Below are 24,402 nucleotides of genomic sequence, written 5' to 3'. Positions count from 1 at the left end.
AATGAAAAAACCGAATTTTTCTGCTATAAATCCTGCCAAGGCTGAGATTAAAGGGACGGTAGAAGCATGGAAAAAAGAAGCCGAAAAAGCCGTTGGGGAAAATATCGATGATCTTCTGTTTGAAACCAATGAACAAATAAAAGTCAAACCGCTTTATGTTAAAGAAGATAATCGCAATTTGGAGCATATGGAGAGTGTACCAGGCATCGCTCCGTTTACAAGGGGGCCCTATCCTTCGATGTATGTCAACCGTCCTTGGACAGTTCGTCAGTATGCAGGTTTTTCTACTGCTGAGGAATCGAATGCGTTTTACAGACGTAATCTCGCAATGGGGCAAAAAGGGCTCTCAGTTGCCTTTGATTTAGCCACACACCGTGGTTATGACTCTGATCATCCGCGAGTTGTCGGTGATGTGGGGAAAGCGGGAGTTGCCATTGATTCCATTCTAGATATGAAAATCCTGTTCAACGGTATTCCGCTAGATCAGATGTCCGTGTCAATGACCATGAACGGGGCGGTATTACCCATTCTGGCATTTTATATCGTGACAGCTGAAGAACAAGGCGTTACACAGGATAAACTTTCAGGCACGATTCAAAATGACATTTTAAAGGAGTATATGGTTCGGAATACGTATATCTACCCACCTGAAATGTCCATGAAAATCATAGCCGATATATTCGAGTATACATCGAGATATATGCCCAAATTCAATTCCATTTCCATTTCCGGTTATCATCTGCAAGAAGCGGGTGCGCCGGCGGATATCGAACTTGCCTATACGTTGGCTGATGGGCTTGAGTATGCACGTACCGGAATGAAAGCAGGTATTGATATCGATAAATTTGCACCACGACTGTCATTCTTCTGGGCTGTAGGTATGAACTATTTCATGGAAGTGGCGAAAATGAGGGCGGCTCGTTTCATCTGGTCAAAACTGATGAAGCAATTCGAACCGAAAAATAATAAAGCGATGGCATTGAGGACTCATTCCCAAACCTCGGGTTGGAGCCTCTCCGAGCAGGATCCGTTTAATAATGTCGCAAGGACCCTGATTGAAGCGCATGCGGCCGCACTTGGACATACACAGTCCTTGCATACGAACGCATTGGATGAGGCCATTGCACTCCCAACTGATTTTTCGGCCCGCATTGCACGCAACACACAGCTTTATCTGCAGGAGGAAACCGGGATCACAAAGGTAATCGATCCATGGGCGGGTTCCTACTATGTAGAATCGCTCACAAATGAATTAATCGAACGCGCTTGGGCTCACATAGAAGAAATCGAAGGACTTGGAGGAATGGCAAAGGCAATTGAAACCGGCGTTCCAAAAATGAGAATCGAGGAAGCGGCTGCAAAGCGTCAAGCTAAAATCGATTCTCAAGATGAAACGATCGTCGGCGTCAATAAATATCGTTTGAAAAAAGAAGATCCGATTGAAATACTGGAGATTGATAATACTGCAGTTCGCGAGAGTCAGCTTAAGCGTTTGGGCGAATTAAAAGCGAAACGTGATCAGGCAAAGGTGGATGAAGCCCTTCAGGCGCTATTCTTGGCTGCTAGAACGGGTGAAGGCAACCTACTGGAATTGGCTGTTCAAGCTACAAGAGTACGTGCTTCACTAGGTGAAATCTCCGATGCAATCGAAGAGGTGGCTGGACGTCACAAAGCAACCATCCGTTCAATAAGCGGCGTATACAGCTCAGCATACTCAAAAGAAGCGGAAATTGAGGAAGTCGTCCGCATGACGGAAGAGTTCCTTGAAAATGAAGGAAGAAGGCCGCGTTTGTTAATGGCTAAAATGGGTCAGGATGGTCATGATCGCGGAGCTAAAGTAGTCGGAACGGGTTTTGCGGATTTAGGCTATGATGTCGATATCGGTCCATTATTCCAAACACCGGAAGAAACTGCCTTACAGGCCGTGGAAAATGATGTGCATGTAGTCGGAATGAGTTCGCTTGCTGCCGGCCATAAAACATTATTGCCGCAGCTTATGTCGGAACTGAAGAAATTGGGCCGTGAAGACATTATCGTGATCGTCGGTGGCGTCATACCTGCACAGGATTATGAGTACTTAATGGAAAATGGCGCTTCAGCCATTTTCGGACCTGGTACTGTCATTCCCCAGGCAGCGAAAAAAGTACTTCAGGAAATATACAATCGCCTTGGATATGAGGAAGTGGCCCAATAATGAGTGAAGACAAGAAGCCGGAATGGGTCGATGATAACAATCAGGAAGGTTTTGCTTCATCATTAAAGCCAGGTGTAGAATTAGCAGCCAGCCATAACAAAGCTTCAAAAAGCAAATTCGTCAAAAGACAAAATGTAAACGTACCGATCCATGAACTTAAGGAGGGAATCATAAAAGGGGACAGGGCCAGGCTTGCTAAAGGGATTACACTGATTGAAAGCAATGCATCCCACCACTTCGATCCTGCACAGGAATTATTGCATGCCATCCTTCCTCATACCGGGAACTCGATTCGAATCGGGATTTCCGGAGTGCCTGGTGCTGGAAAAAGTACGTTTATCGAGACCTTCGGAACCTACTTATGTGAAAGGGGTCATAAGGTTGCTGTCCTAGCCGTTGATCCAAGCTCTTCGATAAATGGGGGAAGTATACTAGGCGATAAGACGAGGATGGAGGAGCTGGCAAGAAACCCCCATGCCTTCATACGGCCCTCACCATCCGAAGGCACCTTAGGAGGAGTTCACCGTAAAACGAGGGAAACGATGTTGCTTTGTGAAGCGGCAGGATTTGATGTCATACTGATAGAAACAGTTGGTGTGGGTCAGAGTGAAGCTATAGTACGAAGCATGGTCGACTTCTTCATGCTCCTTGTACTAACAGGTGCCGGGGATGAATTACAGGGGATGAAAAAAGGGATCATGGAACTTGTGGACGGAATTGTGGTCAATAAAGCGGATGGAGAGAACATTCCGCTGGCGATTAGGACAAAGTCCGAATATAGCAGAATCTTGCACTTCCTTCAGCCAGCAACAAAGGGATGGGCAGGAAAGGCATATACTTGTTCTGCCATAACCGGTAAAGGAATTCCTGAGCTTTGGGATGTATTGAATGAATTTTCCGATAGGACCAAGGAATCGGGTGTTTTCCAGGAACGGAGAAGAATGCAATCTAAGGAATGGCTTTATTCATTAATGGATCACCAGCTTAAAACGATGTTCTATAAAAATGAAACCGTCAAAGGTCTTCTCCCTATACTCGAGAATCAAGTGATGTCAGGGAATAAAACGGTCACTGCTGCTGTTAAGCAGGCGTTTCAATCTTTTACTGATACGTTTAAGCCGAATTAAAGGATGGGGCATGCCCCATCCTTTTCTAAGAAGTCTTCTTGTTGTTACACATATGATTCCCGCTTCACTTTCGTTTTAAACATATTCGGAACGCTTTATGCTGTTTAGCAGGTAAATTAATTGAATCACGAAGAGGCAATTGTTATGATAGGATTGAAGAGAAAACTTGGAAGGAGCACATACCATGAATATGGATTTTAATTTTTTAATGAACGACGTAGTCAAACAGGCTCGCGATGAGATTAAGACTGCTGGATATACAGAATTGACCACTCCCGAGGAAGTAGAAGAAGTATTTGCACAAAAAGGAACGACGCTTGTTATGGTCAACTCCGTTTGTGGCTGCGCCGGGGGTATAGCTAGACCTGCAGCGGCTCATGCGATTCATAATGATAAACGCCCAAATCAGCTTGTTACTGTTTTTGCTGGACAAGATAAAGAGGCAACGGAGAGAGCACGTGATTATTTCGAAGGGTATCCGCCGTCATCCCCATCATTTGCATTGTTGAAAGATGGGAAAATCGTCACTATGGTAGAACGCCATGAAATTGAAGGTCACCACCCGATGTCCGTAGTTGAAAAATTGCAAGACTACTTCGACCAATATTGCGAAGAAGTGTAAGCCATAGTCATAACTGAAAAACCCGCCCAATCGGCGGGTTTTAGTTTGTTGAAAAATGGGGTTCGAAATACTCTCATCCCGAACCGTGATTATAAAAACCTTCATGAATTTTTACTTTTTTATATGAAATGAAATCCTCACTAAATAGAAGAAATTTGCGACACTCCTGCCGAATAACTGGCTAGCCAAGGGCCTACAGATGCTTGCTTTGATGCGGCTTGGCAGACAGTCGGCAGACGGGAAGCGGATTTCTGAAAACAACTGGAATGTTTTTTTTAGAAAAATTCCGTAGACAAACTAGCTTTTCTTCTAGTTTGTCTATAGTCTGAAACCCGCCCAATCGGCGGGTTTTTTTATTATTCATGAATTTGCATAATTAAGGAACATTTAGGAAAGAAGATAGATAAGGATGCCCGATATATTCCCCATGGAGGAAAGTGCGAAACTCAGAAAGAAACTTGTGTAAATATTCTGAAAAATAAATCTATTATTTACGTTATTGAATAATTATTAGAGTGTGTTAAAATACACAATAGTGTATGAATATTAGTTAATTGATATATTAACTAAAACCAAACTTAATAACTAGAGAATTGAAAATATCATTTTGGAGGAATAATAATGAAGTTGAAAAAGCAGTTAGCATTGTTGCTTACTTCTGTTTTATTAGTAGGTATTTTAGCGGCATGCGGAACATCAGAGAAAGAAGATAAGAACACAGCTGGCAACGAAGACAAAAAGGTCCTGGTAATGGGAACATCTGCGGATTATCCGCCATTTGAATTTGTTGAAACATCTAAAAGTGATGAAATAAAAGGATTCGACATTGATATCGCTAAAGCAATCGGTAAAAAATTAGGTTATGAGGTCGAAGTTAAAGACATTGACTTTAATAGTCTTGTGCCGGCTCTGGAAAATAAATCGGTCGATTTCGTTATCTCTGGAATGACTCCGACAGAAAAACGTGAGCAATCCGTTGATTTCAGTGATATATACTATACAGCTAAGAACATGATCATCACGACAGAGGACAGTAAGATCAAAACTGTTGAAGATTTAAAAGGGAAAACGGTAGGCGTACAGCTTGCATCCATTCAGGAGACATTGGCAAACGACTTGAATAAATCCAAAGATATCGGGATGAAAGTTGAAAAACGGAATCGTATTCCCGAAGTTGTTCAGGAAATGTCTACTGGACGTTTTGACGCCGTGATCATGGAAGATACTGTGGCAAAAGGCTATTTGAAAGATAACAAGGATTTGGTGGGCCATGTGATCGAGTCTGGTGAACAAGATGCCGGTTCGGCAATAGCTTTCCAAAAAGGAAGCAAGTTAACTGACGAATTCAATACCGAATTGAAAAAAATGTTAGAGAATGGCGAAATGGAAAAATTAATACTAAAATGGTTCGGTGGCAGTGAAACTGAATAATGCAGAGAGATGAAAAACGTTCAGAAGAGATGCAATATGCCTTCTGAACGTTTTTCCGCGCTTTATTGTTATTAAAATGAAGCAGGAGGAAGGCCTGGGATAACGGCCTTCATAAGAGAGGATGAATGGAGTGAATCTTGAATTTGATAGGATTATGCCCTCCCTTCCATATATCTTGGAGGGAATACCGACTACATTAAAAGTTGTAGCGGTTGCGGCTGTAATCGGTTTTGTTTTGGGAATATTATTATCTATACTAAAAATCAGTAGAATCAAGCCCTTGAATTGGATTGCTGACTTCTATACATCCATTTTCCGCGGTACCCCTTTAGTGCTTCAATTAATGCTTATTTATTTTGGTTCACCACAAATATTAGGGATTCAAATCGAAGCATTCCAAGCAGCATTTTTAGCATTCGGGTTAAATTCTGCGGCATACATTTCCGAGATTATCAGGGGGGGGATTTTAGCGGTCGATAAAGGGCAACGCGAGGCAGCACTTGCACTTGGGGTTCCCTATTCAGGGATGATGCTCAATATTATCCTTCCGCAGGCCATCAAGAATATCCTGCCCTCCCTTGTGAACGAATTGATTTCCTTAACGAAGGAATCAGCGGTTGTCACAATCATTGGATTAGGGGATATCATGCGTCGTTCTTATATTGTCGGCGGTGAGACATATAAATTCTTCGAGCCGATTTTATTTGCCGGACTCATTTATTATGTGATGGTCATGGTTCTTACCATCTTAGGCAAAGTGATTGAAAGGAGAATGAGGCGCAGTGATTAAAATTGATGAACTTAAAAAAAATTATGGTAAGCTTGAGGTATTAAAAGGAATCAGCACCGAGATAGGGCAGGGTGAAGTGTTGGCGATCATCGGCCCATCCGGTTCGGGAAAATCAACTTTCTTGCGCTGTATCAATATGCTCGAGACTCCAACTGATGGTCAAATTAGATTTAAAGATCAAATCATCACTGAAAAAAAGACCAATATCATGAAAGTGCGTGAAAATGTCGGGATGGTATTTCAACATTTTCATTTATTTCCTCATAAAACCGTACTGGAGAATTTGACATATGCACCTATGAAGGTGAAAAAATTATCAAAGGCTGAGGCAGTGAAACAAGCTCGTGAGCTATTGACTAAAGTCGGTTTGGCCGACAAAGAATCAGCTTATCCGAATCGTCTGTCAGGCGGGCAAAAACAAAGGGTCGCCATTGCACGGGCATTGGCAATGAACCCGGAAGTAATGCTTTTTGATGAGCCGACTTCTGCTCTTGATCCCGAGATGGTAAAAGAAGTGCTCGAGGTTATGAAGTCACTGGCACATACAGGGATGACCATGCTGATCGTAACGCATGAAATGGGATTTGCCAAAGAAGTGGCCGATCGTGTCTTATTCCTGGACGGAGGTCTGCTCGTTGAGGAAAGTGCTCCGGAAGAATTCTTTTCCAATCCGAAAAGCCAGCGTGCAAAAGACTTCTTGGAAAAAGTTTTATAAGCTAAAGCAAATAGTATATAATTATGAAAAAAAGGTAACGTTTAGGTTACCTTTTTTTATTTTATTCCTATAATGTATTTTTGAGTGTGTCTTTTGAATAATTGGAAATTTCATTCGCAAAGGACTGTGAAAATATCTGAATTCCTGATAGTATTATAATAGAGAGCGAAAGAGCCAGGTGATACATAACAATGTTTAAAATCGGATACAGAACGATTAAAACTGCTTTGGGGGTTACCCTGGCAATCATTATTGCACAAATGCTTAACCTGGAGTATTTTTCTGCTGCGGGAATCATTACGATCTTATGCATTCAAGTCACGAAAAAGAAGTCGGTGTATGCCTCCTGGCACCGGTTTTTAGCTTGTTTGATCGCAATGGCCTATTCATCCCTAATGTTTCAGTTCATCGCGTTCCATCCACTGATAATAGGATTGATTCTCTTGATTTTCATTCCAACAACAGTTGCCTTGAAGATTAATGAGGGGATTGTGACGAGTAGCGTCATCATCATGCACCTATATGGGTCGGGCGACATCACTTTTTCACTGCTGATCAATGAAACGATATTAATTGCCGTTGGTGTTGGAGTGGCGCTTGTCATGAATCTGTACATGCCCAGTGTCGATAAGAAACTGCTTGCCTATCAGGAACGTATCGAAACTAACTTTAGTGCGATCTTGATGGGGATTGTCCGCTATTTAAGGGATAATGATCACACATGGGATGGTAAGGAAATTACTGAAACAGCCAATCTTCTTAATCAAGCCAAAAGCCTTGCCTTCAGGGACGTGGAAAATCATTTTTTAAGGGAAGAAGACCTGTATTACCATTATTTCAAAATGCGTGAAAAGCAATTTGAAATCATTGAACGAATTCTTCCCCTAGTCACGAATATTCCATTGGTCGTCAAGCAAAGCGGGATAGTGGCTGATTTTATAGAAGATCTGGCAGAAAACGTCCATCCACAAAATACGGCCATTCTTTATCTGAAGAAGCTTGAAGAAATGGAGATTCATTTTAGGGGAATGGCACTGCCGCAGACACGGGAAGAGTTCGTATCCAGGGCCGCATTACTGCAGCTCATGAAGGAAATGGAACGCTATTTATTATTGAAGCATTCCTTCAAGGGGTTACCCAAGCCGACCAGCAACCGAATGAAAAAGAGGCACTTGGCTTAAACTAAGCAAAAAGGTAAAGGAATTGATACGAATGAAATGGATCCTTTCTTTGTTGCTTATGCTATCTTTGTGGCCGCTTCAGGTACATGCCCAACCTCAATCGGTTAAGCCTGGCGATCCTTTTATCATCATCAATAAAGCCAACAATAAATTGGCGTTCATTGATGAAAACGAGGTCAAGGAGATACTGTCGGTCGGTACGGGAAAGAGTCAGGAACTGACACCTGAAGGGATTTTCACGGTTAAAGTAAAAGCGGTCAACCCCTATTACCGTAAAAAGAATATTCCCGGCGGCGATCCCAGAAACCCTCTGGGGTCGCGGTGGATTGGATTCGATGCACGAAATACCGATGGGAGGATTTACGGCATTCATGGTACGAATCAGCCATCATCAATAGGTAAATACATCTCAAATGGCTGTGTACGGATGCATAAATCCGATGTAGAGCGTTTGTACGAAAAAGTCCCTATCGGCACTAAGGTGTTGATTACCATATCAAACGAGGATTTCAAAACTTTGGCAAAGAAAAACGGGGCGATAAAATAAGGAGAGGGAAGCTTTTTGCTCCCCTCCCCATTACGATGTCTTTTACAAAAGAAATGCGATACCTGATAATAAGCTCATTAATAACATTGAGATAAGCATTAAATACACGACGATCTTTCTTATTTTTTTGTTTCCCATATGCTCTCTCCCTCAAAACAGTTTAATTGATTTCATTTTAACTTGAACATTTAGTAGAAACAAGTAAAAGTATAATGTTCATATTATTCCGAATCTTAAAAGACTTTAATGCAAGATTAGTAGTGTTTAAATGGAGTCATCCAATAATACATAGCATGGGGGTTTGAATGATGATAAAAAATATCGATCATATCGGGATCGCCGTCAAGTCACTTGATGAGACTTTGCCACTTTACACGGAAACGCTGAAATTGAAACTTGAAGGAATTGAGATAGTGGAGAACCAAGGCGTAAAAGTGGCCTTTATTTTGGCAGGCAATACCCGTTTGGAGTTGTTGGAAGCGTTATCACCTTCAAGTCCAATCGCCAAATTCATTGAAAAACGCGGTGAAGGTATTCATCATGTGGCGCTTGGCGTCGATCGTATCGAAGATCGAATTAAAGAAATTAAAGAATCGGGATTGCGCATGATTGATGATTCATCAAGAAAGGGAGCGCACCATGCAGATGTTGCTTTCGTTCATCCCAAGTCTACCGCGGGTGTATTATATGAGCTTTGTGAACGAGCCGAATCAAAGGAGGAGCAGGAATGACAGACATATATGAAACGATCAATGACTTATATGATAGACGCCGAAAAGTGGAGATGGGCGGCGGAGAAGAAAGGATCGACAAGCAGCATGATAAGGGCAAACTTACCGCAAGGGAAAGAATCGAACTTTTAGTTGATCCAGGTACTTTCATCGAGCTTAATCCTTTTATCAAACACCGTAATACCAATTTTGGCATGGAAAAGGAAGAAGGGCCGGGAGAAGGGGTTGTCACCGGTTACGGAAAGGTGAACGGCCGCGACATTTACCTGTTTTCGCAGGACTTTACTGTATTTGGCGGTGCACTCGGTGAAATGCATGCTCTGAAAATTGCCAATGTTATGGATTTAGCAGCGGAAAATGGAGCCCCTTTCATAGGTTTGAACGATTCTGGTGGGGCGCGTATTCAAGAAGGCGTAGTTTCGCTTGACGGATATGGCCAAATATTTTACCGGAATTCCATTTATTCAGGGGTCATTCCACAGATTTCGGTTATTATGGGACCTTGTGCTGGCGGGGCCGTATATTCCCCAGCCATAACCGACTTTGTCTTCATGGTTGAAAAAACGAGCCAAATGTTCATAACAGGACCCAAAGTCATTGAAACGGTAACGGGTGAGAAGATTTCATCTGAAGGGTTGGGTGGAGCGACTGTTCATAATACCATAAGCGGTAATGCGCATTTCAAGGGAGCAACAGAAGAACAAGTATTGGCCGACGTTAGACGTCTCCTGAGCTATCTTCCACAAAACAATGAAGAGAAGCCGCCCGTTTTGGAAGCGGACGTAGGCGATGACTACCGTCCGGACTTAACGGATGTAGTCCCTTATGAAGGGATCCGTCCATATGATGTTCGGAAAGTATTGGAGCAAATTGTCGATGAAGATTCCTTTATGGAAGTGCAAGAGGGCTTTGCGAAGAACATAGTGATTGGTTTAGCGCGAATCAAAGGGAAATCAGTGGGGCTTGTCTGCAACCAGCCAAAAGTATTGGCAGGAGGACTGGATATTGATTCATCTGATAAGGCTGCCCGTTTTATTCGTTTTTGTGACTCGTTTAACATTCCGTTAATTACGTTTGAAGATGTTTCAGGGTTCTTTCCGGGCGTTAAACAAGAGCATGGCGGGATTATCCGTCACGGTGCAAAGCTACTATACGCTTATTCAGAAGCAACAGTCCCAAAATTGACGATCATTCTGCGTAAAGCATACGGAGGAGCTTATGTGGCCCTTAATAGTAAATCCATCGGTGCTGATTTAACGTTTGCATGGCCAAATGCCGAAATCGCGGTAATGGGTTCTGCTGGAGCGGCAAATATCATTTTTGCCCGTGAAATTCAAAATAGTGAGGATCCAGATGCGACCCGTGCAGCTAAAATAGAAGAGTACCGAGAGAAATTCGCCAATCCATATGTTGCTGCGAGCCTTGGAATGGTAGATGATGTAATTGATCCCCGTGAAACAAGGATTAAGATCATTCAATCACTTGAAATGCTTCGCAACAAAAAAGAAAAACGTCCATGGAAAAAACACGGCAATATCCCGTTGTGATCCAACTGCAAGGAGCCTAAAATAAATCTATTTTGGGCTCTTTTCCATATTGGGAAGAAATCATGATTAAAGGAAATCATTTATAAGTCATCATTCACCAGTTTAAAACGACCTTTTGGGAGGGAAATGACCATTAAGCGGGGTTCTTCATTTTCACATTATTTGCCGGGGCGCTGCTTTTAGAAGTATAATTAAAGAGGAAAACTTTTTTGGAGGTTTTATTTTATGATTAATGAAGAACGTTTAGTTAGTGAATTCATGGAATTGGTGCAAATTGATTCCGAAACGAAAAATGAAGCAGCCATCGCCAAAGTGCTGAAAGAAAAATTCGGGGCACTGGGTGTAGAGGTTTTTGAAGATGATACAACAGCAGTTACCGGTCATGGTGCAGGCAATTTAGTATGTACTTTAAAAGGAATGAAAGAAGGCGTAGATACCATTTATTTCACCTCCCATATGGACACGGTTGTTCCTGGGAACGGAATCAAGCCTTCCATCAAAGATGGATACATAGTGTCAGACGGAACGACCATTTTAGGGGCTGATGACAAAGCTGGATTAGCGGTCATGTTAGAAACGCTTAAAGTGTTGAAAGAACAGAATATCGAGCATGGAACAATCGAGTTCATCATAACAGTCGGTGAAGAATCTGGCTTGGTTGGAGCAAAGGCATTGGATCGCTCCCTTGTAACGGCTAAATTCGGTTTTGCACTTGATAGTGATGGAAAAGTGGGTAATATCGTCGTTGCTGCACCTACTCAGGCGAAAGTGTCTGCGACAATTTTAGGCAAGACCGCTCACGCTGGTGTCGCTCCAGAAAAAGGAGTTTCGGCTATTACGATCGCTGCAAAAGCAATCTCTAGAATGCCATTAGGCCGAATCGATGAGGAAACGACAGCCAACATCGGACGTTTCCAGGGTGGACAGCAAACCAATATTGTTTGTGACCATGTTGAAATCCTTGCAGAAGCAAGATCCTTGATTCCTGAAAAAATGGAAAAACAGGTAGCGAGAATGAAAGAGGCATTCGAGACTGCCGCTATTGAAATGGGCGGGCGTGCCGAAGTTGAAGTTAACGTCATGTATCCTGGTTTTAAATATGGGGCTGGTGACCATGTAGTCGAAATCGCAAGAAAGGCAGCAGAGAAAATCGGCCGTCCATGCGAGTTGGTTAAAAGCGGCGGCGGAAGCGATGCAAATGTCATTGCAGGCTTTGGGATTCCTACTGTCAATCTCGCAGTGGGCTATGAAGATATCCATACTACGAATGAAAGAATTCCAGTTGAGGAATTAACGAAGCTTGCTGAGATGGTTGTCAGTATCATCAAAGAAGTATCCGGGGAATAATCAACCCGGAAAATGACAGGAGTGGGGAAGAATTTCCTGGATATATCGAAGCAGGTTACCGACGAGAAAAATGATGCATTACTTTGATTCCCACTTTCCAGGATTTGTTGCTGGCATGACAAAGTCAGGAATGAATTGTAACCACTGATGATATGAATGAGGTATTATATCCAGGTAAATCAGCTATCGGTAGATGAACAGAGGTGGATTACATTAAAGGTGGAATCCCCTCCATTGTCCAGGCAGACCGTGAAATACTTGATTTAAAGGATATACCCTTTGAACGGATAGGCTAATTAGGCAATCTAAAAACTGAATATATGCAGGGTGTTGCCAATGTGGGTAGCCGTTTGATTACGATCATTGATCCGCAAAAACTCGTATCATCTTTTGAAGGAGTTCAGGTATTGCAGGAATATATGTACAGTCATCAATGACATGATGGCTGTTTTTCTTGGAGTGGAGCACTTTTACAGTGATTACCAAAGATAAATAGGGGTATCTTAAAAGGAATGGTTTTTTTTATTGACCCTATTATCCGGTGTTTTTTATTTTTACAAGGATGTGACGGTCAAACATGAAGGACATGTATCCCAAAAATGGCAGGGTCATTCTCCATGTAGACATGAATAGTTTCTATGCTTCAGTGGAAATGTCATATGATGTTTCATTGAAAGGCAAACCGCTTGCCATAGCAGGCAATGTTGAAGAGAGAAGAGGCATAATCGTCACTTGCAGTTATGAAGCAAGGAAGTTCGGGGTTAAAACGACCATGCCGATTTGGCAGGCGAAAAAACTATGTCCTCAATTAGTCATCCAGAAACCGAATTTCGAGCGTTATCGAAAGGCATCACTGGCTATTTTCGATGTATTAAGGCAATATACAGAGATGGTTGAACCGGTTTCGATAGATGAGGGATATCTGGATATTAGTGAATGCGCCGAATTGGGTTCACCTTTAGATATAGCCAAGAGCATTCAGGAAAGAATTTATAATACGATGGATCTCCCTTGCAGCATCGGGATTGCCCCTAATAAATTTTTGGCCAAAACTGCCTCAGATATGAAGAAGCCTATGGGAATCACCGTATTTAGGAAAAGGGATATTCCGGAAAAGCTCTGGCCTTTACAAGTCGGCGAAATGCATGGCATCGGGGATAAGACCTCGGAAAAGCTTCATACTATTGGCATAATGACGATCGGGGACCTTGCACACGCCAATGATCATCAACTGAAACAGCTTCTTGGGATCAATGGCATCCGTTTGAAAGATAGGGCTAATGGAAACGATCCGAGGGTTGTCGATCCCGAAGCGATTTTTGATCATAAAAGCATTGGGAACTCGACAACTCTTCCACATGACACCACCAATCAAAAAGAACTGATCGGTGTATTGGAAAAGCTTTCCGGTAAGGTAGCCGTCCGTTTAAAAAATAAACGCCTGCTTGGTCAAAAAATTGGTGTGACGATCCGTTATAAAGACCGACGCACTATAACGAGAAGCAGAACGGTTCCTAATCCAGTTTTTGAAAAAAAGGATATTTTGGATGTAGCTACCGAACTATTTATGAAAAATTGGAATGGGGAAGGAATCAGGCTTCTTGGTGTCACTGCCTATGATGTCATCGAAAAAGAGTCGGCCTTCAAGCAACTGGATATTTTCTCCTTTAAAGAGGATGCAGAAAAAGAACCTCTGTATGAAGCGATGGAACACTTGCAAAATAAGTACGGAGAAAATATTATTAAAAAGGGATTACCCTTGAAGAACCGTTCGATTGGAATAGACACTAGCTTCAGCAAAGATTTCTTTGAGCAATCCAGAAGGCATGATGATTCTTTTGACAAAGAATAGCGTATAAGCTGTGTAAAGATATAGAGAAGGGAAAGATGATCATGACAAAACAACAGATTGGCGTTATCGGACTAGCTGTAATGGGCAAAAACCTTGCATTTAATATTGAAAGCAGAGGATATTCGATTTCAGTGTTTAATCGCTCAGGGTCAAAAACGGACGAAATGATGAAGGAAGCGGAAGGCAAAAACGTAACAGCCACTTATACGCTTGAAGAATTCGTCGATTCTTTGGAAACGCCACGTAAAATTTTATTGATGGTTAAAGCTGGTGCTGCAACAGATGCAACAATCGAGCAGTTAAAACCGTTACTTGATAAAGGTGATATCGTTATTGATGGAGGGAATACCTTCTTCAAAGACACTCAGCGCCGTAATGAGGAATTAAGCCAGCTTGGCATCCATTTCATCGGTACAGGCGTGTCAGGAGGGGAAGAAGGAGCTCTGACAGGTCCATCCATCATGCCTGGAGGTCAAAAAGAAGCATATGAACTGGTTGCACCTATCTTGAAGGATATTTCAGCTAAGGTCGATGGTGATGCTTGCTGTACATATATCGGACCTAATGGAGCAGGTCATTATGTGAAAATGGTACATAATGGTATTGAATACGGGGACATGCAGTTGATTTCCGAATCTTATTTCCTTTTGAAAAATCTTCTGGGACTATCCGCTGAAGAATTCCATGAAGTCTTTACTGAATGGAATGAAGGGGAACTTGATAGCTATTTAATAGAAATTACTGCTGATATTTTCAAAAAATATGATGAAGAAACTGGCAAGCCGATGGTCGATGTCATTTTAGATAAAGCTGGCCAAAAAGGTACAGGGAAATGGACAAGTCAAAGTGCGCTTGATCTTGGTGTTCCGCTTCCAATCATTACAGAATCCGTATTTGCCCGGTTTATTTCAGCAATCAAGGACGAGCGTGTTGCAGCGAGTAAAATCCTTCGCGGTCCAAAAGCCGAATCATTTACTGGTGACAAAAAGGCTTTGATTGAAAATATCCGTAAAGCACTTTACATGAGCAAGATTTGTTCATATGCACAAGGATTTGCACAAATGAAAGCAGCATCAGAAGAAAATGACTGGAACTTGCAATATGGGGAAATCGCGATGATTTTCCGTGGCGGCTGTATCATCCGTGCACAATTCCTACAAAAAATCAAGGAAGCGTACGATCGTGAAGCGAACTTGAACAACCTTCTTCTAGATCCTTATTTCCAAGGAATCGTTGAAAGCTATCAAGGAGCTTTACGTGAAGTAGTGTCAACGGCAGTGATGAACGGAATTCCGGTTCCTTGCTTGTCATCAGCTCTTGCTTATTTCGACAGCTATCGTACAGAAACGCTGCCAGCTAACCTAATTCAAGCTCAACGTGACTATTTTGGAGCTCATACTTATCAACGCATTGATAAAGAGGGAACGTTCCATACCGAATGGATGGAAAAATAAAAAGTTCAAGCCGGCTTATAAGGAAATTTCCTTTCAAGCCGGCTTTTTTTGTATTCATCGATTGAAGGAACTTTTATGTACAGAAAAAGAGAGGGCGCCCCAATGCGCCCTCTCTTTTACTATCTCCGATGCTCTACAAGGTCAATGACCCCTAATACAACATGTGCCAAACCGAAACCAAAGACCGTATTAGCTACCATTTTGTTTGAGCGCCTGTTCTGCTTCATTGCATAGCCCGCAGCTGTCACGGCTGTGCCCAAGGCTGTTGGAATTAATCCTTCACGAATGTCCATCGTTTAATCCCTCCACATCGAAGTTAGTGGTGCCTTAATATCACCTTCTCTAGTGTAACCTCAGCAAGACCTCAGCATTCTTTTTTTATAAAGAGAATAAAAGGGTCAAAATGGTAAAAATGAACTAATTGTAAATAGTGCTAATTGATTTACCTTTTTTATGGAAATGGTAGTATGATGGATGTCATTCATCCAGGCCTTTTAGGTTTAAACACCTGCGGAAAAAGAAATATAAACATGAAGAGCCATGGACGAACCGTAGGATACAGTAGGCAGATAAGAGAGAGAAGGAGCGGATGACAGATGTTCATCATCTGGTTGGCTGTAGCCATTTTTTTATTTTTCATTGCCTTAGAATTTGGTGTTTCATTTTGGCTTAATTCAGAAATGGATGAAGCAATGTCCAAGCCCAAGGAAATGCTTCGTATTATCAGGAAGAAATTGGTCAGGAAGAGTGTTTCATGAATGAAGAAGGGATACAGATTCAAATCTGTATCCCTTCTTTATTTAATCAATCATCATTATTTTTGTTTTTCTTGATTTGCCACCAAATATGCCCATCCTTTTCCAGGAGTTCATCGGATGCAAGTGGACCTGTGGATCCTGCTTCATAGTTAGGGAAAGACTCTTCTTTAGTATTCTCCCATGCATTGGAAATGGTATCGACGAACTTCCATGAGAGGGCAACCTCGTCCCAGTGCGTAAAGTTTGTAGCATCGCCGCGCATACTATCAAACAATAGCTTTTCATACGCCTCGGGAGAATTGATGTGTTCGATCCCTTTGTTGGATACGGTCAGCTTCACTGGCTTTGTATTGGATGTCGTCCCGGATTTCTTGACATTTAAGTATAGTGTGATGCCTTCGTCTGGCTGGATATGGATTACGAGAAGATTCGGGTTCAACGTTTCTTCCGTTTTATAATACAAATTCATTGGGATATCTTTGAATTGAACAACGATATTCGTTGATTTGACATCCATTCTCTTACCGGTACGGATATAAAAAGGTACACCGGCCCAACGGAAGTTATCTATCATCAATTTGCCCGCAACATAGGTCTCTGTGTTGGATTCGGGATTTACGTTATGTTCATTGCGGTATGCCGGAAGTGTTTGACCGTCTACCGTTCCTTCACCATATTGGCCGCGGACGAAGTATTGATCGACTTCTTCCACTTTCATTGGGCGAAGTGAACGCAAAGCCCGCACTTTTTCGCTTCGGATCTCTTCGGTTGTCAAAGCGATTGGGGGCTCCATGGCAAGCAAGGCAACCATTTGCAGCAGATGGTTTTGGACCATATCCCTTAGGGCACCGCTAGTTTCATAATAACGCCCACGTTCTTCAACGCCAAGTGTTTCGCTTGAAGTAACCTGGATGTTAGATATATATCTGTTATTCCAAAGCGGTTCGAAAAGGGCATTTGAAAAACGTATGACCTCAATATTTTGAACCATTTCTTTTCCTAAATAATGATCGATACGGTAGATTTCATCTTCAGCGAAGGCAGTCCGAATCTGCTCATTCAATTTTTGTGCGGTTTCGAAACTGTGTCCAAATGGCTTTTCTATGACCAGGCGCTTGTATCCATTCGAGTTAGTCAGGCCTTGAGCTTTAATCTGTTCGGCAATCGTTCCGAAAAACTCGGGTGCCATCGCTAAATAAAAGATCCGGTTTCCTTCTAATTGATATTGTCCGTCTAATTTTTCGGCAATGTCTTTTAACTGAAGGTATGATTCCGAGCTAGTTACGTCATGGGAGTGATAATGGAAATGGGAAATGAATTCGTCTACCTTTTCTTCCGCATGTCCGAACGTAAGTATGGAGTCCTTGACACTTGTTTGAAACTCCTCGTTCGTCAATGGTCTCCTTGCTACTCCAACGACAGCGAATTTATTGATTTTCTCTTTTTGAAATAGTCGATATATGGAAGGAAACAATTTCCTTTTCGCTAAATCTCCGGTAGCACCAAAAATCATGATCAATGCTGTGGGTTTATTGTTTTCTGTCATGTTAAAACCTCAACTTTCCCTTAAATCTGTCTATAAAGTTGGAATTCCCGAATGTGTACCAATTTCTAATTTTACGTTTAGCTTTCCCTCAAAGCAATCAATTTGCGCATTTTTTCTCATATTTCATTAAAAGATTAATTTGGTTTCAGTTTTAATGGACCATAAATGAAAGAGCACCTTGGTTATGCTATAGTTAAGTCATAAAGTATTTGCAACGGAGGTAGTATCGTGGATTTTGTTTTATTGGGTACAGGCGCTGGCGTTCCGGCTAAAGCGCGTAATGTGACGTCAATCGCTCTTCAATTATTGGAAGAGCGGGGGAAGGTTTGGTTATTTGATTGTGGTGAAGCGACGCAGCATCAAATTTTAAAAACGGCAGTCAAACCGCGAAAGATCGAAAAAATTTTCATCACCCATTTGCATGGTGATCACATCTTTGGACTCCCTGGGTTTTTAAGCAGCCGATCTTTTCAGGGCGGACTGGAAAAATTGACCGTATATGGTCCACATGGCATAGATGCATTTATTAAGACGAGCTTACAGGTGAGTGGCACTCATTTGAAATATCCATTGGAGATCATTGAAATAGAGGAAGGCGTAGTATTTGAGGACGAACAATTCATTGTGACGGCGATGTCGCTTGATCATGGCATTTACAGTATCGGTTACCGGATTGTGGAAAAGGATCGACCGGGAAGCTTACTGGTCGACCGGCTGCTAAAAGAAGGTGTAAAGCCGGGTCCGCTTTTTAAAGCATTGAAAGATGGACAAACGGTCAGTCTCGATGATGGCCGTGTCCTAAATGGGAAGGATTATCTCGGTGCTCCGCAAAAAGGCCGGGTCATCACGATTCTTGGTGATACACGAGTATGCAGCAATGCTCTCATTCTTGCTGAATCGGCGGATTACCTTGTTCATGAAGCTACATTTTCAGCGGAAGAATCTGAAATGGCATCCGCCTATTATCATTCGACCACGGTTCAGGCTGCAGAAACGGCTTTGAAAGCGGGAGCTAAGCATCTAATCCTTACCCATATCAGCTCACGGTATACTCCAGAGGATTCGGAGAGGTTAAAAGCGGAAAGCGAAGCGATCTTTGCAAACACGATCATGGCAGAAGATTTAATGACCATTAAAGTTCCTTTATATTCAGAGGAATAGGGTAGCTGAAATCGATGCTGATGTTTGATATAATTAATCAATTGTTCATTGGATATTTAAAGGAGTGTAAATATGACGGACCAAAGTAACCTACATACTAAAGCAATGGATTTTCTCTTAAAAACAAGCCGGACTTTTTTCATACCAATAAGCTATCTTCCAAAGGGATTACAGGAGGCCATTGGAGCAGCATACCTTTGCATGCGCGCCATCGATGAGATCGAGGATCACCCTGGTCTTCCTGCTGATATTAAGGTTTCCCTGTTACAGGATCTCAGTGAGCTGCTTGGGGCGGATTATAGGGAAGAAGAACTTCAATCGTTATTTGAACCATATAAGGATGAACTGCCCGACGTGACCCTGCTTCTTTCGGACTGGATTCAATATTGTCCTCCCGGTGCAAAAGCCAAAGTCCTGGAGTCGACAAAGGAAATGGCCGAAGGCATGGCCAAGTGGGTTAAGAAAGATTGGCAAATCCATAATGAGGAAGAGCTCGATGATTACACTTATTATGTTGCGGGTTTGGTTGGAGTCATGCTGTCTGATATGTGGAACTGGTATGATGGAACGGAAACGGACCGTGAACTTGCCATCGCATTTGGCCGTGGACTCCAAACGGTCAATATCCTGCGTAACCGTGAGGAAGATGCAGAACGTGGTGTGAACTTTTATCCGGATGGCTGGGGTTTCGATGAGATGCTTGCCCATACGGAACATAATCTTACATTAGCCGATGCCTACATTGGGGAGATTGAAACGAAAGAGATCATCCAATTCTGTAAAATACCCTTGGAATTGGCAAAAGCCACATTGAAGGCCTTGAAAGAAGGCAAAGAAAAAATTGATCGTGCTACAGTTACCGAAATTGTTAACCAAGTAGTCGAACACTGATATTCCATTTAGCTGCTGTGAAAGTTATCCCCTTTCACAGCAGCTTTTTTGATGTTTTACAATTAAAACTCGAAAAATTCTAAAAAGTTAAAAAATAGATTGGAATAATTGGGACTAAACGATTATAATTTAGGACATAAAAGCTAAAAAGCTGGCGTCGTTATTAAATAAGAAAAAAGCGGGGGGAAACATATGAAAAAGAAATTATATTCAACTGCAGCCATGACATTGGTCGCAGGTTTATTACTGGCTGGGTGTGGAAATGACAAGGAAAAAGATACGGCCAAGGATGAAGGCGGAAAGGATACCTTCAAGATTGGGGTATCACAAATCGTTCAGCATGATTCCCTGGATCAGGCATATGAAGGATTCCAGGCGGCATTGAAGGACAGCGACATCAATGCCAAGTATGATCTTCAAGTTGCACAGGGTGACCAAAACAACAGTCAGACGATTGCCAATAACTTCGTTGGGGATAAAGTGGATCTGATTTTTGCGAATTCCACTCCTAGTGCCCTAAGCTCATTAAATGCGACCAAGGATATTCCAATCGTTTTTACATCGGTTACCGATCCCGTAGCGGCGGAGCTAGTTACTTCTTTGGATAAGCCAGGCGGAAATGTGACGGGCACGACGGATTCCCATCCTGAAGCCATTGCAAAGTCAATGAAATTCCTAGCGGAAGAACTTGGCGCCAAGACAATTGGTACCGTTTATAATACAGGGGAGCAAAATTCCGTCGTCCAAATAAAAAATGTGAAAGCGGAAGCGAAAAAAGCAGGATTGAAAGTCGTGGAAGCATCTGTCTCGACTTCAGCCGAGGTTAAACAGGCAGCGGAATCATTAATCGGAAAAGCGGATGCTTTCTATATCATTACTGATAATACAGTTGTCTCGGCTCTGGAATCGGTCATTTCCGTGGCAGATGATCAAGATATCCCTTTGTTTGTTGGCGAACTTGATTCCGTTAAAGCGGGTGGTTTTGCAGCCTATGGCTTCAGTTACTATGATATTGGTTATGAAGCGGGGCAAAAAGCGGTTGAAATCTTGAAGGATGGTAAAAAGCCTGGAGATATCTCGGTTCAATATCCACAAAAACTTAAATTGGTCATTAATGAAAAGGCAGCAAAAGATATGGGTGTTGAAATAAAAGAAGAATGGAAAGCAGATGCTGAGTTTGTAAAATAAACTCTGCTTTTGTTCGGGGAAGGAAGAAAAAAATGTTCTCAGCCTTATTCAACTCTTTTGAGTCGGGAATGATTTATGCGATCATGGCACTAGGTGTCTATTTAACATTCAGGATTCTCGACTTCCCGGATATGACAGTGGAAGGTAGTTTTGTGACAGGGGCCTCTGTTGCCGCCATTATGATCGTTAACGGTTTCTCGCCGATCGTAGCCACATTGAGTGCTATGGTAGCCGGGTTCATCGCTGGGACAATAACGGGTTTCCTGCATACGAAAGGAAAAATCAATCCACTCCTGGCAGGTATCTTAATGATGATTGCGCTCTACTCCATCAATTTAAGGATCATGGGTGCATCCAACATTCCGTTGCTTTCTCAAACGACCATTATCACGAATATCCAGGATGCCTGGGTCGGCACCGGGCTGGACAATTTGTTGAATGGTCTTTTATCGATCGTGGGTCTCGGTGATAGCCTGCCAAAAACGTGGGCCATATTAATCGTTATGCTGATTGTGGCCGTTGTCATTCAAGCTGGAATGTCAGCTTTTTTAAAAACGGAAATCGGTCTGGCTTTACGGGCGACTGGTGATAATGAAGCCATGGTCAAGAGTTTTTCAGCCCATACCGGCAACATGAAAATCCTTGGACTTGCAATCGGAAATGGACTTGTGGCATTCTCGGGGTCCTTGGTTGCCCAATATAACGGTTTTAGTGATATTGGCATGGGGATAGGAATCATCGTCATCGGATTGGCATCCGTCATAATCGGTGAGGCTTTATTTGGGGCAAAAACGATTGCGCGTGCGACGCTTGCGGTTATTGGAGGGGCGATTATTTATCGAATCGTCGTAACTTTGGCACTTCGCGTAGAATTCCTTGATACAGGTGATGTTAAATTAATTACGGCACTTATTGTGGTTGGGGCACTTGTCATTCCGAAAATTTCCGATAAACAAAAGGAAAAAAACCGGAAGAAAAGACGGCTTAAAGAAATACAGATACGTCATGGCGGGACTTTACCGAAAGGGGGGGAAGGATATGCTTCGGTTAAATCAGATTTATAAAGTCTTCAACGAAGGAACACCGGATGAAAAGCTTGCCCTTGGAAATCTGGAACTGCATATGACAAAAGGCGAATTTGTAACTGTCATCGGAAGTAATGGAGCAGGTAAATCGACGTTGATGAATATGATTTCCGGTAAGATTCTCCCTGATGCCGGTGAAGTCATCATTGATGGGGAAAACGTATCGGCAATTGAAGAACATGCACGTGCCAGAATGATTGGCCGCGTTTTTCAGGATCCCATGCTGGGAACGGCACCACATATGACGATTGAAGAAAATATGGCGATTGCTTATGGCCGAACCAATAGAAGAGGTTTAGGCTTCGGTGTGACAAAAAAACGGAAAGAACTATTTAAAGAATGTTTGGGTACCCTTCATTTAGGCTTGGAAAACAGGATGACAGCAAAAGTGGGATTATTATCGGGAGGGGAGCGCCAGGCTCTATCATTGCTGATGGCGACCTTCACGGATCCTAAAATCCTGCTTCTTGATGAACATACAGCAGCACTTGATCCTTCCAGGGCAGAGCTTGTTACAAATCTGACGAAGGAAATCGTCGAAAAGAACCAGTTAACGACGTTGATGGTGACTCATAATATGCAACAGGCGATCGATCTTGGAAATTCCTTGATCATGATGGATAAGGGACAGATCATTTTTGAAGCTAGAGGCGCAGAAAAGCAGAAGCTAACCGTTGAAAAACTGCTTAACGAATTCCAGCGCATCAAAGGTGAAAAAATGCTAAATGACCGTGCAGTGTTGATTTAAGATGATGAAAAGGCCCGACCCAGGTGGAAGACTAACCTTGGGGCAGGGCCTTTTTATTTTTGGGTAATTATCAGATCAGGTTCTATTTCTGAACGAATGTCGATGAAGTACCTTAGCATAGGGAAAATGGCTATGGTGGAGCAATCATTAACGATCTTGGATGATAACCGATGCTAATCGCTGTCGGCTGTGCTCCATGATGAAGTATCGTTCTTTCTGTAATTTCCAAAAATCATTTTTATGAATGGTCTTTTTTTCGGCTTTTTCGTGGCAGCAGCTTCTTCAGCCGCGAGGAAATAATCAAAGTGCTGGTCCATTGGTGTTTCTAACGCTTCAATACGGGCTTCGAGCTTCTTAACGAGTTTGTGCATTTCTTCCATTTCACTTCTGTGCTGTAAAAGTTGATAGGATACAACATCGTCCGCTTTTGTTTTCAGTCCATTTTCAAGCCTGACGACCCGTTCTATCAATTGTTCATGTTCTTTATTCGTTTCGGGGTGTTTCTGGACGGTTGCTTTTCTAATTTTTTTCTCTGATATGCTGACCTTTTGGAGAATGATGCCCTCGTTCAGCTGATCTTGGACTTTTCTCAATAATGCAATGTCATCATCTGAAAACTGGTAGTGGCCAAGCTGATTCCGTTCTACTTCCATGTTCAATTGGGTAACCCAGCGTTGAATCGTACTATGGGAAACATTCAGTAACCGGGCAACTGCACTTGTATTCATCGAGATTCCCCCTTTTGGTTGTTGAATTCGATAAGTATGAGGCAATTCCTTTACAGATGACAAAACATGTTTTCATTCGGCAAAGAAAGTGGATTTCCTACGTAATTTGCATGCGAAACGATCAATAAGGGGGGATCTCTTGGAGTCGGTTTTGGAAAATGGTGAGCCTTGTTAGGAGCTTTAAAGAGCATTTGTGAGTGCGTGGTTTGCCGGTCAATTAAGCTTTAAAAGGAAAAATGATTCAAATGTCGAATTACCAATGAACAATGTATAAAGGAGGACTAGTATGAACAGGATCAACATCATAACTTTAGGTGTCAGGGATATCAATGAATCATTAAGGTTTTACCGGGACGGGTTGGGATTCCATACATCGATTAAAGAGGACGAACCCACAATTGTTTTTTTTAATAATGCAGGAACGAAACTTTCTTTGTATCCTTTAGAGAAGCTAGCAAAAGACATCAATGAGATAGAACCGCCTAAGAAAAATGGTTTCCCCGGTATTACGCTCGCTTATAATGCTAAATCAATTGAAGAAGTCGATGAGGTGATCAACAAGGCTGAAAAGGCCGGAGGCACAATCGAGAAATCACCTCAAGATGTTTTTTGGGGAGGATACAGCGGATATTTTTCAGACCCCGATGGTTACTATTGGGAGGTTGCGTATTCGAAGGATTGGAGTTTTGATGAATCGGATATGCTGATTATAAAGTAACGCTCACTGCAGCTGTGAAATCAAATTGACCTGGACCTTCC

At 42.3% G+C, this 24,402-nt stretch carries 24 protein-coding genes; 20 read left to right on the top strand and 4 right to left on the bottom strand.

Features of this window, described 5'->3' with window-relative positions; all coding sequences use genetic code 11:
- Position 1 precedes the first annotated feature (1 nt).
- The 8 genes from scpA (at position 2) to QUF78_RS17615 (ending at position 8,607) form a co-directional block, all read left to right on the top strand.
- Entirely contained in the window at positions 2-2,194 is a 2,193-nt protein-coding gene (gene scpA / locus QUF78_RS17650; protein WP_289325688.1) for a methylmalonyl-CoA mutase, read from the top strand.
- Positions 2,194-3,321, top strand: coding sequence for a methylmalonyl Co-A mutase-associated GTPase MeaB (meaB, locus tag QUF78_RS17645; protein WP_289325687.1), 1,128 nt, complete (start codon positions 2,194-2,196; stop codon positions 3,319-3,321). Before scpA ends, meaB begins: the two co-directional genes overlap by 1 nt.
- Before the next feature lie 184 nt (positions 3,322-3,505).
- A complete protein-coding gene (locus tag QUF78_RS17640; protein WP_289327348.1) occupies positions 3,506-3,943 on the top strand; it encodes a BrxA/BrxB family bacilliredoxin in 438 nt (145 codons plus the stop codon).
- Positions 3,944-4,570: 627 nt separating this feature from the next.
- Positions 4,571-5,374, top strand: coding sequence for a transporter substrate-binding domain-containing protein (locus QUF78_RS17635; protein WP_483313891.1), 804 nt, complete (start codon positions 4,571-4,573; stop codon positions 5,372-5,374).
- 130 nt (positions 5,375-5,504) lie between these two features.
- Positions 5,505-6,164: an amino acid ABC transporter permease gene (locus QUF78_RS17630; RefSeq protein WP_289325685.1), complete on the top strand. Its 660-nt coding sequence runs from the start codon at positions 5,505-5,507 to the stop codon at positions 6,162-6,164.
- Positions 6,157-6,879, top strand: a complete 723-nt coding sequence (locus QUF78_RS17625) for an amino acid ABC transporter ATP-binding protein (RefSeq protein WP_289325684.1) — start codon at positions 6,157-6,159, stop codon at positions 6,877-6,879. The genes QUF78_RS17630 and QUF78_RS17625 overlap by 8 nt, the downstream gene beginning before the upstream one ends.
- Positions 6,880-7,070: 191 nt before the next feature.
- Entirely contained in the window at positions 7,071-8,060 is a 990-nt protein-coding gene (locus tag QUF78_RS17620; protein ID WP_289325683.1) for an aromatic acid exporter family protein, read from the top strand.
- Positions 8,061-8,091: 31 nt separating this feature from the next.
- Positions 8,092-8,607 carry a L,D-transpeptidase gene (locus QUF78_RS17615; protein ID WP_289325682.1) on the top strand — a complete coding sequence of 172 codons (516 nt, stop codon included), beginning with the start codon at positions 8,092-8,094 and terminating at the stop codon, positions 8,605-8,607.
- Between the two features lie 42 nt (positions 8,608-8,649).
- Here QUF78_RS17615 and prli42 read toward each other — a convergent pair whose 3' ends face one another.
- Positions 8,650-8,745 carry a stressosome-associated protein Prli42 gene (gene prli42, locus QUF78_RS17610; RefSeq protein WP_156404416.1) on the bottom strand — a complete coding sequence of 32 codons (96 nt, stop codon included), beginning with the start codon at positions 8,743-8,745 and terminating at the stop codon, positions 8,650-8,652.
- A 167-nt stretch (positions 8,746-8,912) separates the two neighbouring features.
- On the opposite strand from prli42, the gene mce reads away from it, so the two are divergent.
- The 5 genes from mce to gndA all read left to right on the top strand — a co-directional run bounded on the left by mce (position 8,913) and on the right by gndA (position 15,538).
- Positions 8,913-9,338, top strand: coding sequence for a methylmalonyl-CoA epimerase (gene mce, locus QUF78_RS17605; RefSeq protein ID WP_289325681.1), 426 nt, complete (start codon positions 8,913-8,915; stop codon positions 9,336-9,338).
- Positions 9,335-10,885, top strand: coding sequence for an acyl-CoA carboxylase subunit beta (locus QUF78_RS17600; protein WP_289325680.1), 1,551 nt, complete (start codon positions 9,335-9,337; stop codon positions 10,883-10,885). Before mce ends, QUF78_RS17600 begins: the two co-directional genes overlap by 4 nt.
- A gap of 225 nt (positions 10,886-11,110) precedes the next feature.
- On the top strand, positions 11,111-12,232 hold the full coding sequence (locus tag QUF78_RS17595) for a tripeptidase T (RefSeq protein WP_289315736.1): 1,122 nt from the start codon (positions 11,111-11,113) through the stop codon (positions 12,230-12,232).
- A 577-nt stretch (positions 12,233-12,809) separates the two neighbouring features.
- A complete protein-coding gene (locus tag QUF78_RS17590) occupies positions 12,810-14,084 on the top strand; it encodes a DNA polymerase IV (RefSeq protein WP_289325679.1) in 1,275 nt (424 codons plus the stop codon).
- 41 nt (positions 14,085-14,125) lie between these two features.
- Positions 14,126-15,538, top strand: coding sequence for an NADP-dependent phosphogluconate dehydrogenase (gndA, locus tag QUF78_RS17585; RefSeq protein WP_289315740.1), 1,413 nt, complete (start codon positions 14,126-14,128; stop codon positions 15,536-15,538).
- A 119-nt stretch (positions 15,539-15,657) separates the two neighbouring features.
- On the opposite strand, the gene QUF78_RS17580 is transcribed toward gndA, so the two are convergent.
- Positions 15,658-15,831 carry an asparagine synthase gene (locus QUF78_RS17580; RefSeq protein WP_289325678.1) on the bottom strand — a complete coding sequence of 58 codons (174 nt, stop codon included), beginning with the start codon at positions 15,829-15,831 and terminating at the stop codon, positions 15,658-15,660.
- A 303-nt stretch (positions 15,832-16,134) separates the two neighbouring features.
- Between QUF78_RS17580 and QUF78_RS17575 the strand changes: the two genes are divergently transcribed.
- Positions 16,135-16,296: a hypothetical protein gene (locus tag QUF78_RS17575; protein ID WP_289325677.1), complete on the top strand. Its 162-nt coding sequence runs from the start codon at positions 16,135-16,137 to the stop codon at positions 16,294-16,296.
- Between the two features lie 46 nt (positions 16,297-16,342).
- Here the strand turns inward: QUF78_RS17575 and zwf are convergent, their stop codons facing one another.
- Positions 16,343-17,842 carry a glucose-6-phosphate dehydrogenase gene (gene zwf, locus QUF78_RS17570; protein ID WP_289325676.1) on the bottom strand — a complete coding sequence of 500 codons (1,500 nt, stop codon included), beginning with the start codon at positions 17,840-17,842 and terminating at the stop codon, positions 16,343-16,345.
- Between the two features lie 228 nt (positions 17,843-18,070).
- Here zwf and rnz point away from each other — a divergent pair, with 228 nt between their 5' ends.
- From rnz to QUF78_RS17545, 5 genes are all read left to right on the top strand, one after another.
- Complete coding sequence (rnz, locus tag QUF78_RS17565) at positions 18,071-19,003, top strand: ribonuclease Z (RefSeq protein ID WP_289325675.1); 933 nt, start codon at positions 18,071-18,073, stop codon at positions 19,001-19,003.
- Between the two features lie 72 nt (positions 19,004-19,075).
- The gene (locus QUF78_RS17560) at positions 19,076-19,894 is read left to right on the top strand and encodes a phytoene/squalene synthase family protein (protein WP_289325674.1); all 819 of its coding nucleotides are present in this window, start codon (positions 19,076-19,078) and stop codon (positions 19,892-19,894) included.
- 192 nt (positions 19,895-20,086) lie between these two features.
- Positions 20,087-21,082, top strand: a complete 996-nt coding sequence (locus tag QUF78_RS17555; RefSeq protein ID WP_289325673.1) for an ABC transporter substrate-binding protein — start codon at positions 20,087-20,089, stop codon at positions 21,080-21,082.
- A gap of 32 nt (positions 21,083-21,114) precedes the next feature.
- Complete coding sequence (locus QUF78_RS17550) at positions 21,115-22,146, top strand: ABC transporter permease (RefSeq protein WP_289325672.1); 1,032 nt, start codon at positions 21,115-21,117, stop codon at positions 22,144-22,146.
- Positions 22,121-22,915: an ABC transporter ATP-binding protein gene (locus tag QUF78_RS17545; protein ID WP_289315747.1), complete on the top strand. Its 795-nt coding sequence runs from the start codon at positions 22,121-22,123 to the stop codon at positions 22,913-22,915. The genes QUF78_RS17550 and QUF78_RS17545 overlap by 26 nt, the downstream gene beginning before the upstream one ends.
- A 173-nt stretch (positions 22,916-23,088) precedes the next feature.
- On the opposite strand, the gene QUF78_RS17540 is transcribed toward QUF78_RS17545, so the two are convergent.
- Positions 23,089-23,643 (bottom strand): MerR family transcriptional regulator, encoded by a 555-nt coding sequence (locus QUF78_RS17540; protein ID WP_289325671.1) that lies wholly within the window; start codon positions 23,641-23,643, stop codon positions 23,089-23,091.
- 286 nt (positions 23,644-23,929) lie between these two features.
- On the opposite strand from QUF78_RS17540, the gene QUF78_RS17535 reads away from it, so the two are divergent.
- Positions 23,930-24,361, top strand: a complete 432-nt coding sequence (locus QUF78_RS17535; RefSeq protein WP_289325670.1) for a VOC family protein — start codon at positions 23,930-23,932, stop codon at positions 24,359-24,361.
- Positions 24,362-24,402: the final 41 nt, after the last annotated feature.

Origin of the sequence: Peribacillus sp. ACCC06369 (genome assembly GCF_030348945.1) — a bacterium.
Classification (GTDB): domain Bacteria; phylum Bacillota; class Bacilli; order Bacillales; family DSM-1321; genus Peribacillus.
This window is presented reverse-complemented; position numbering and strand designations above follow the sequence as displayed.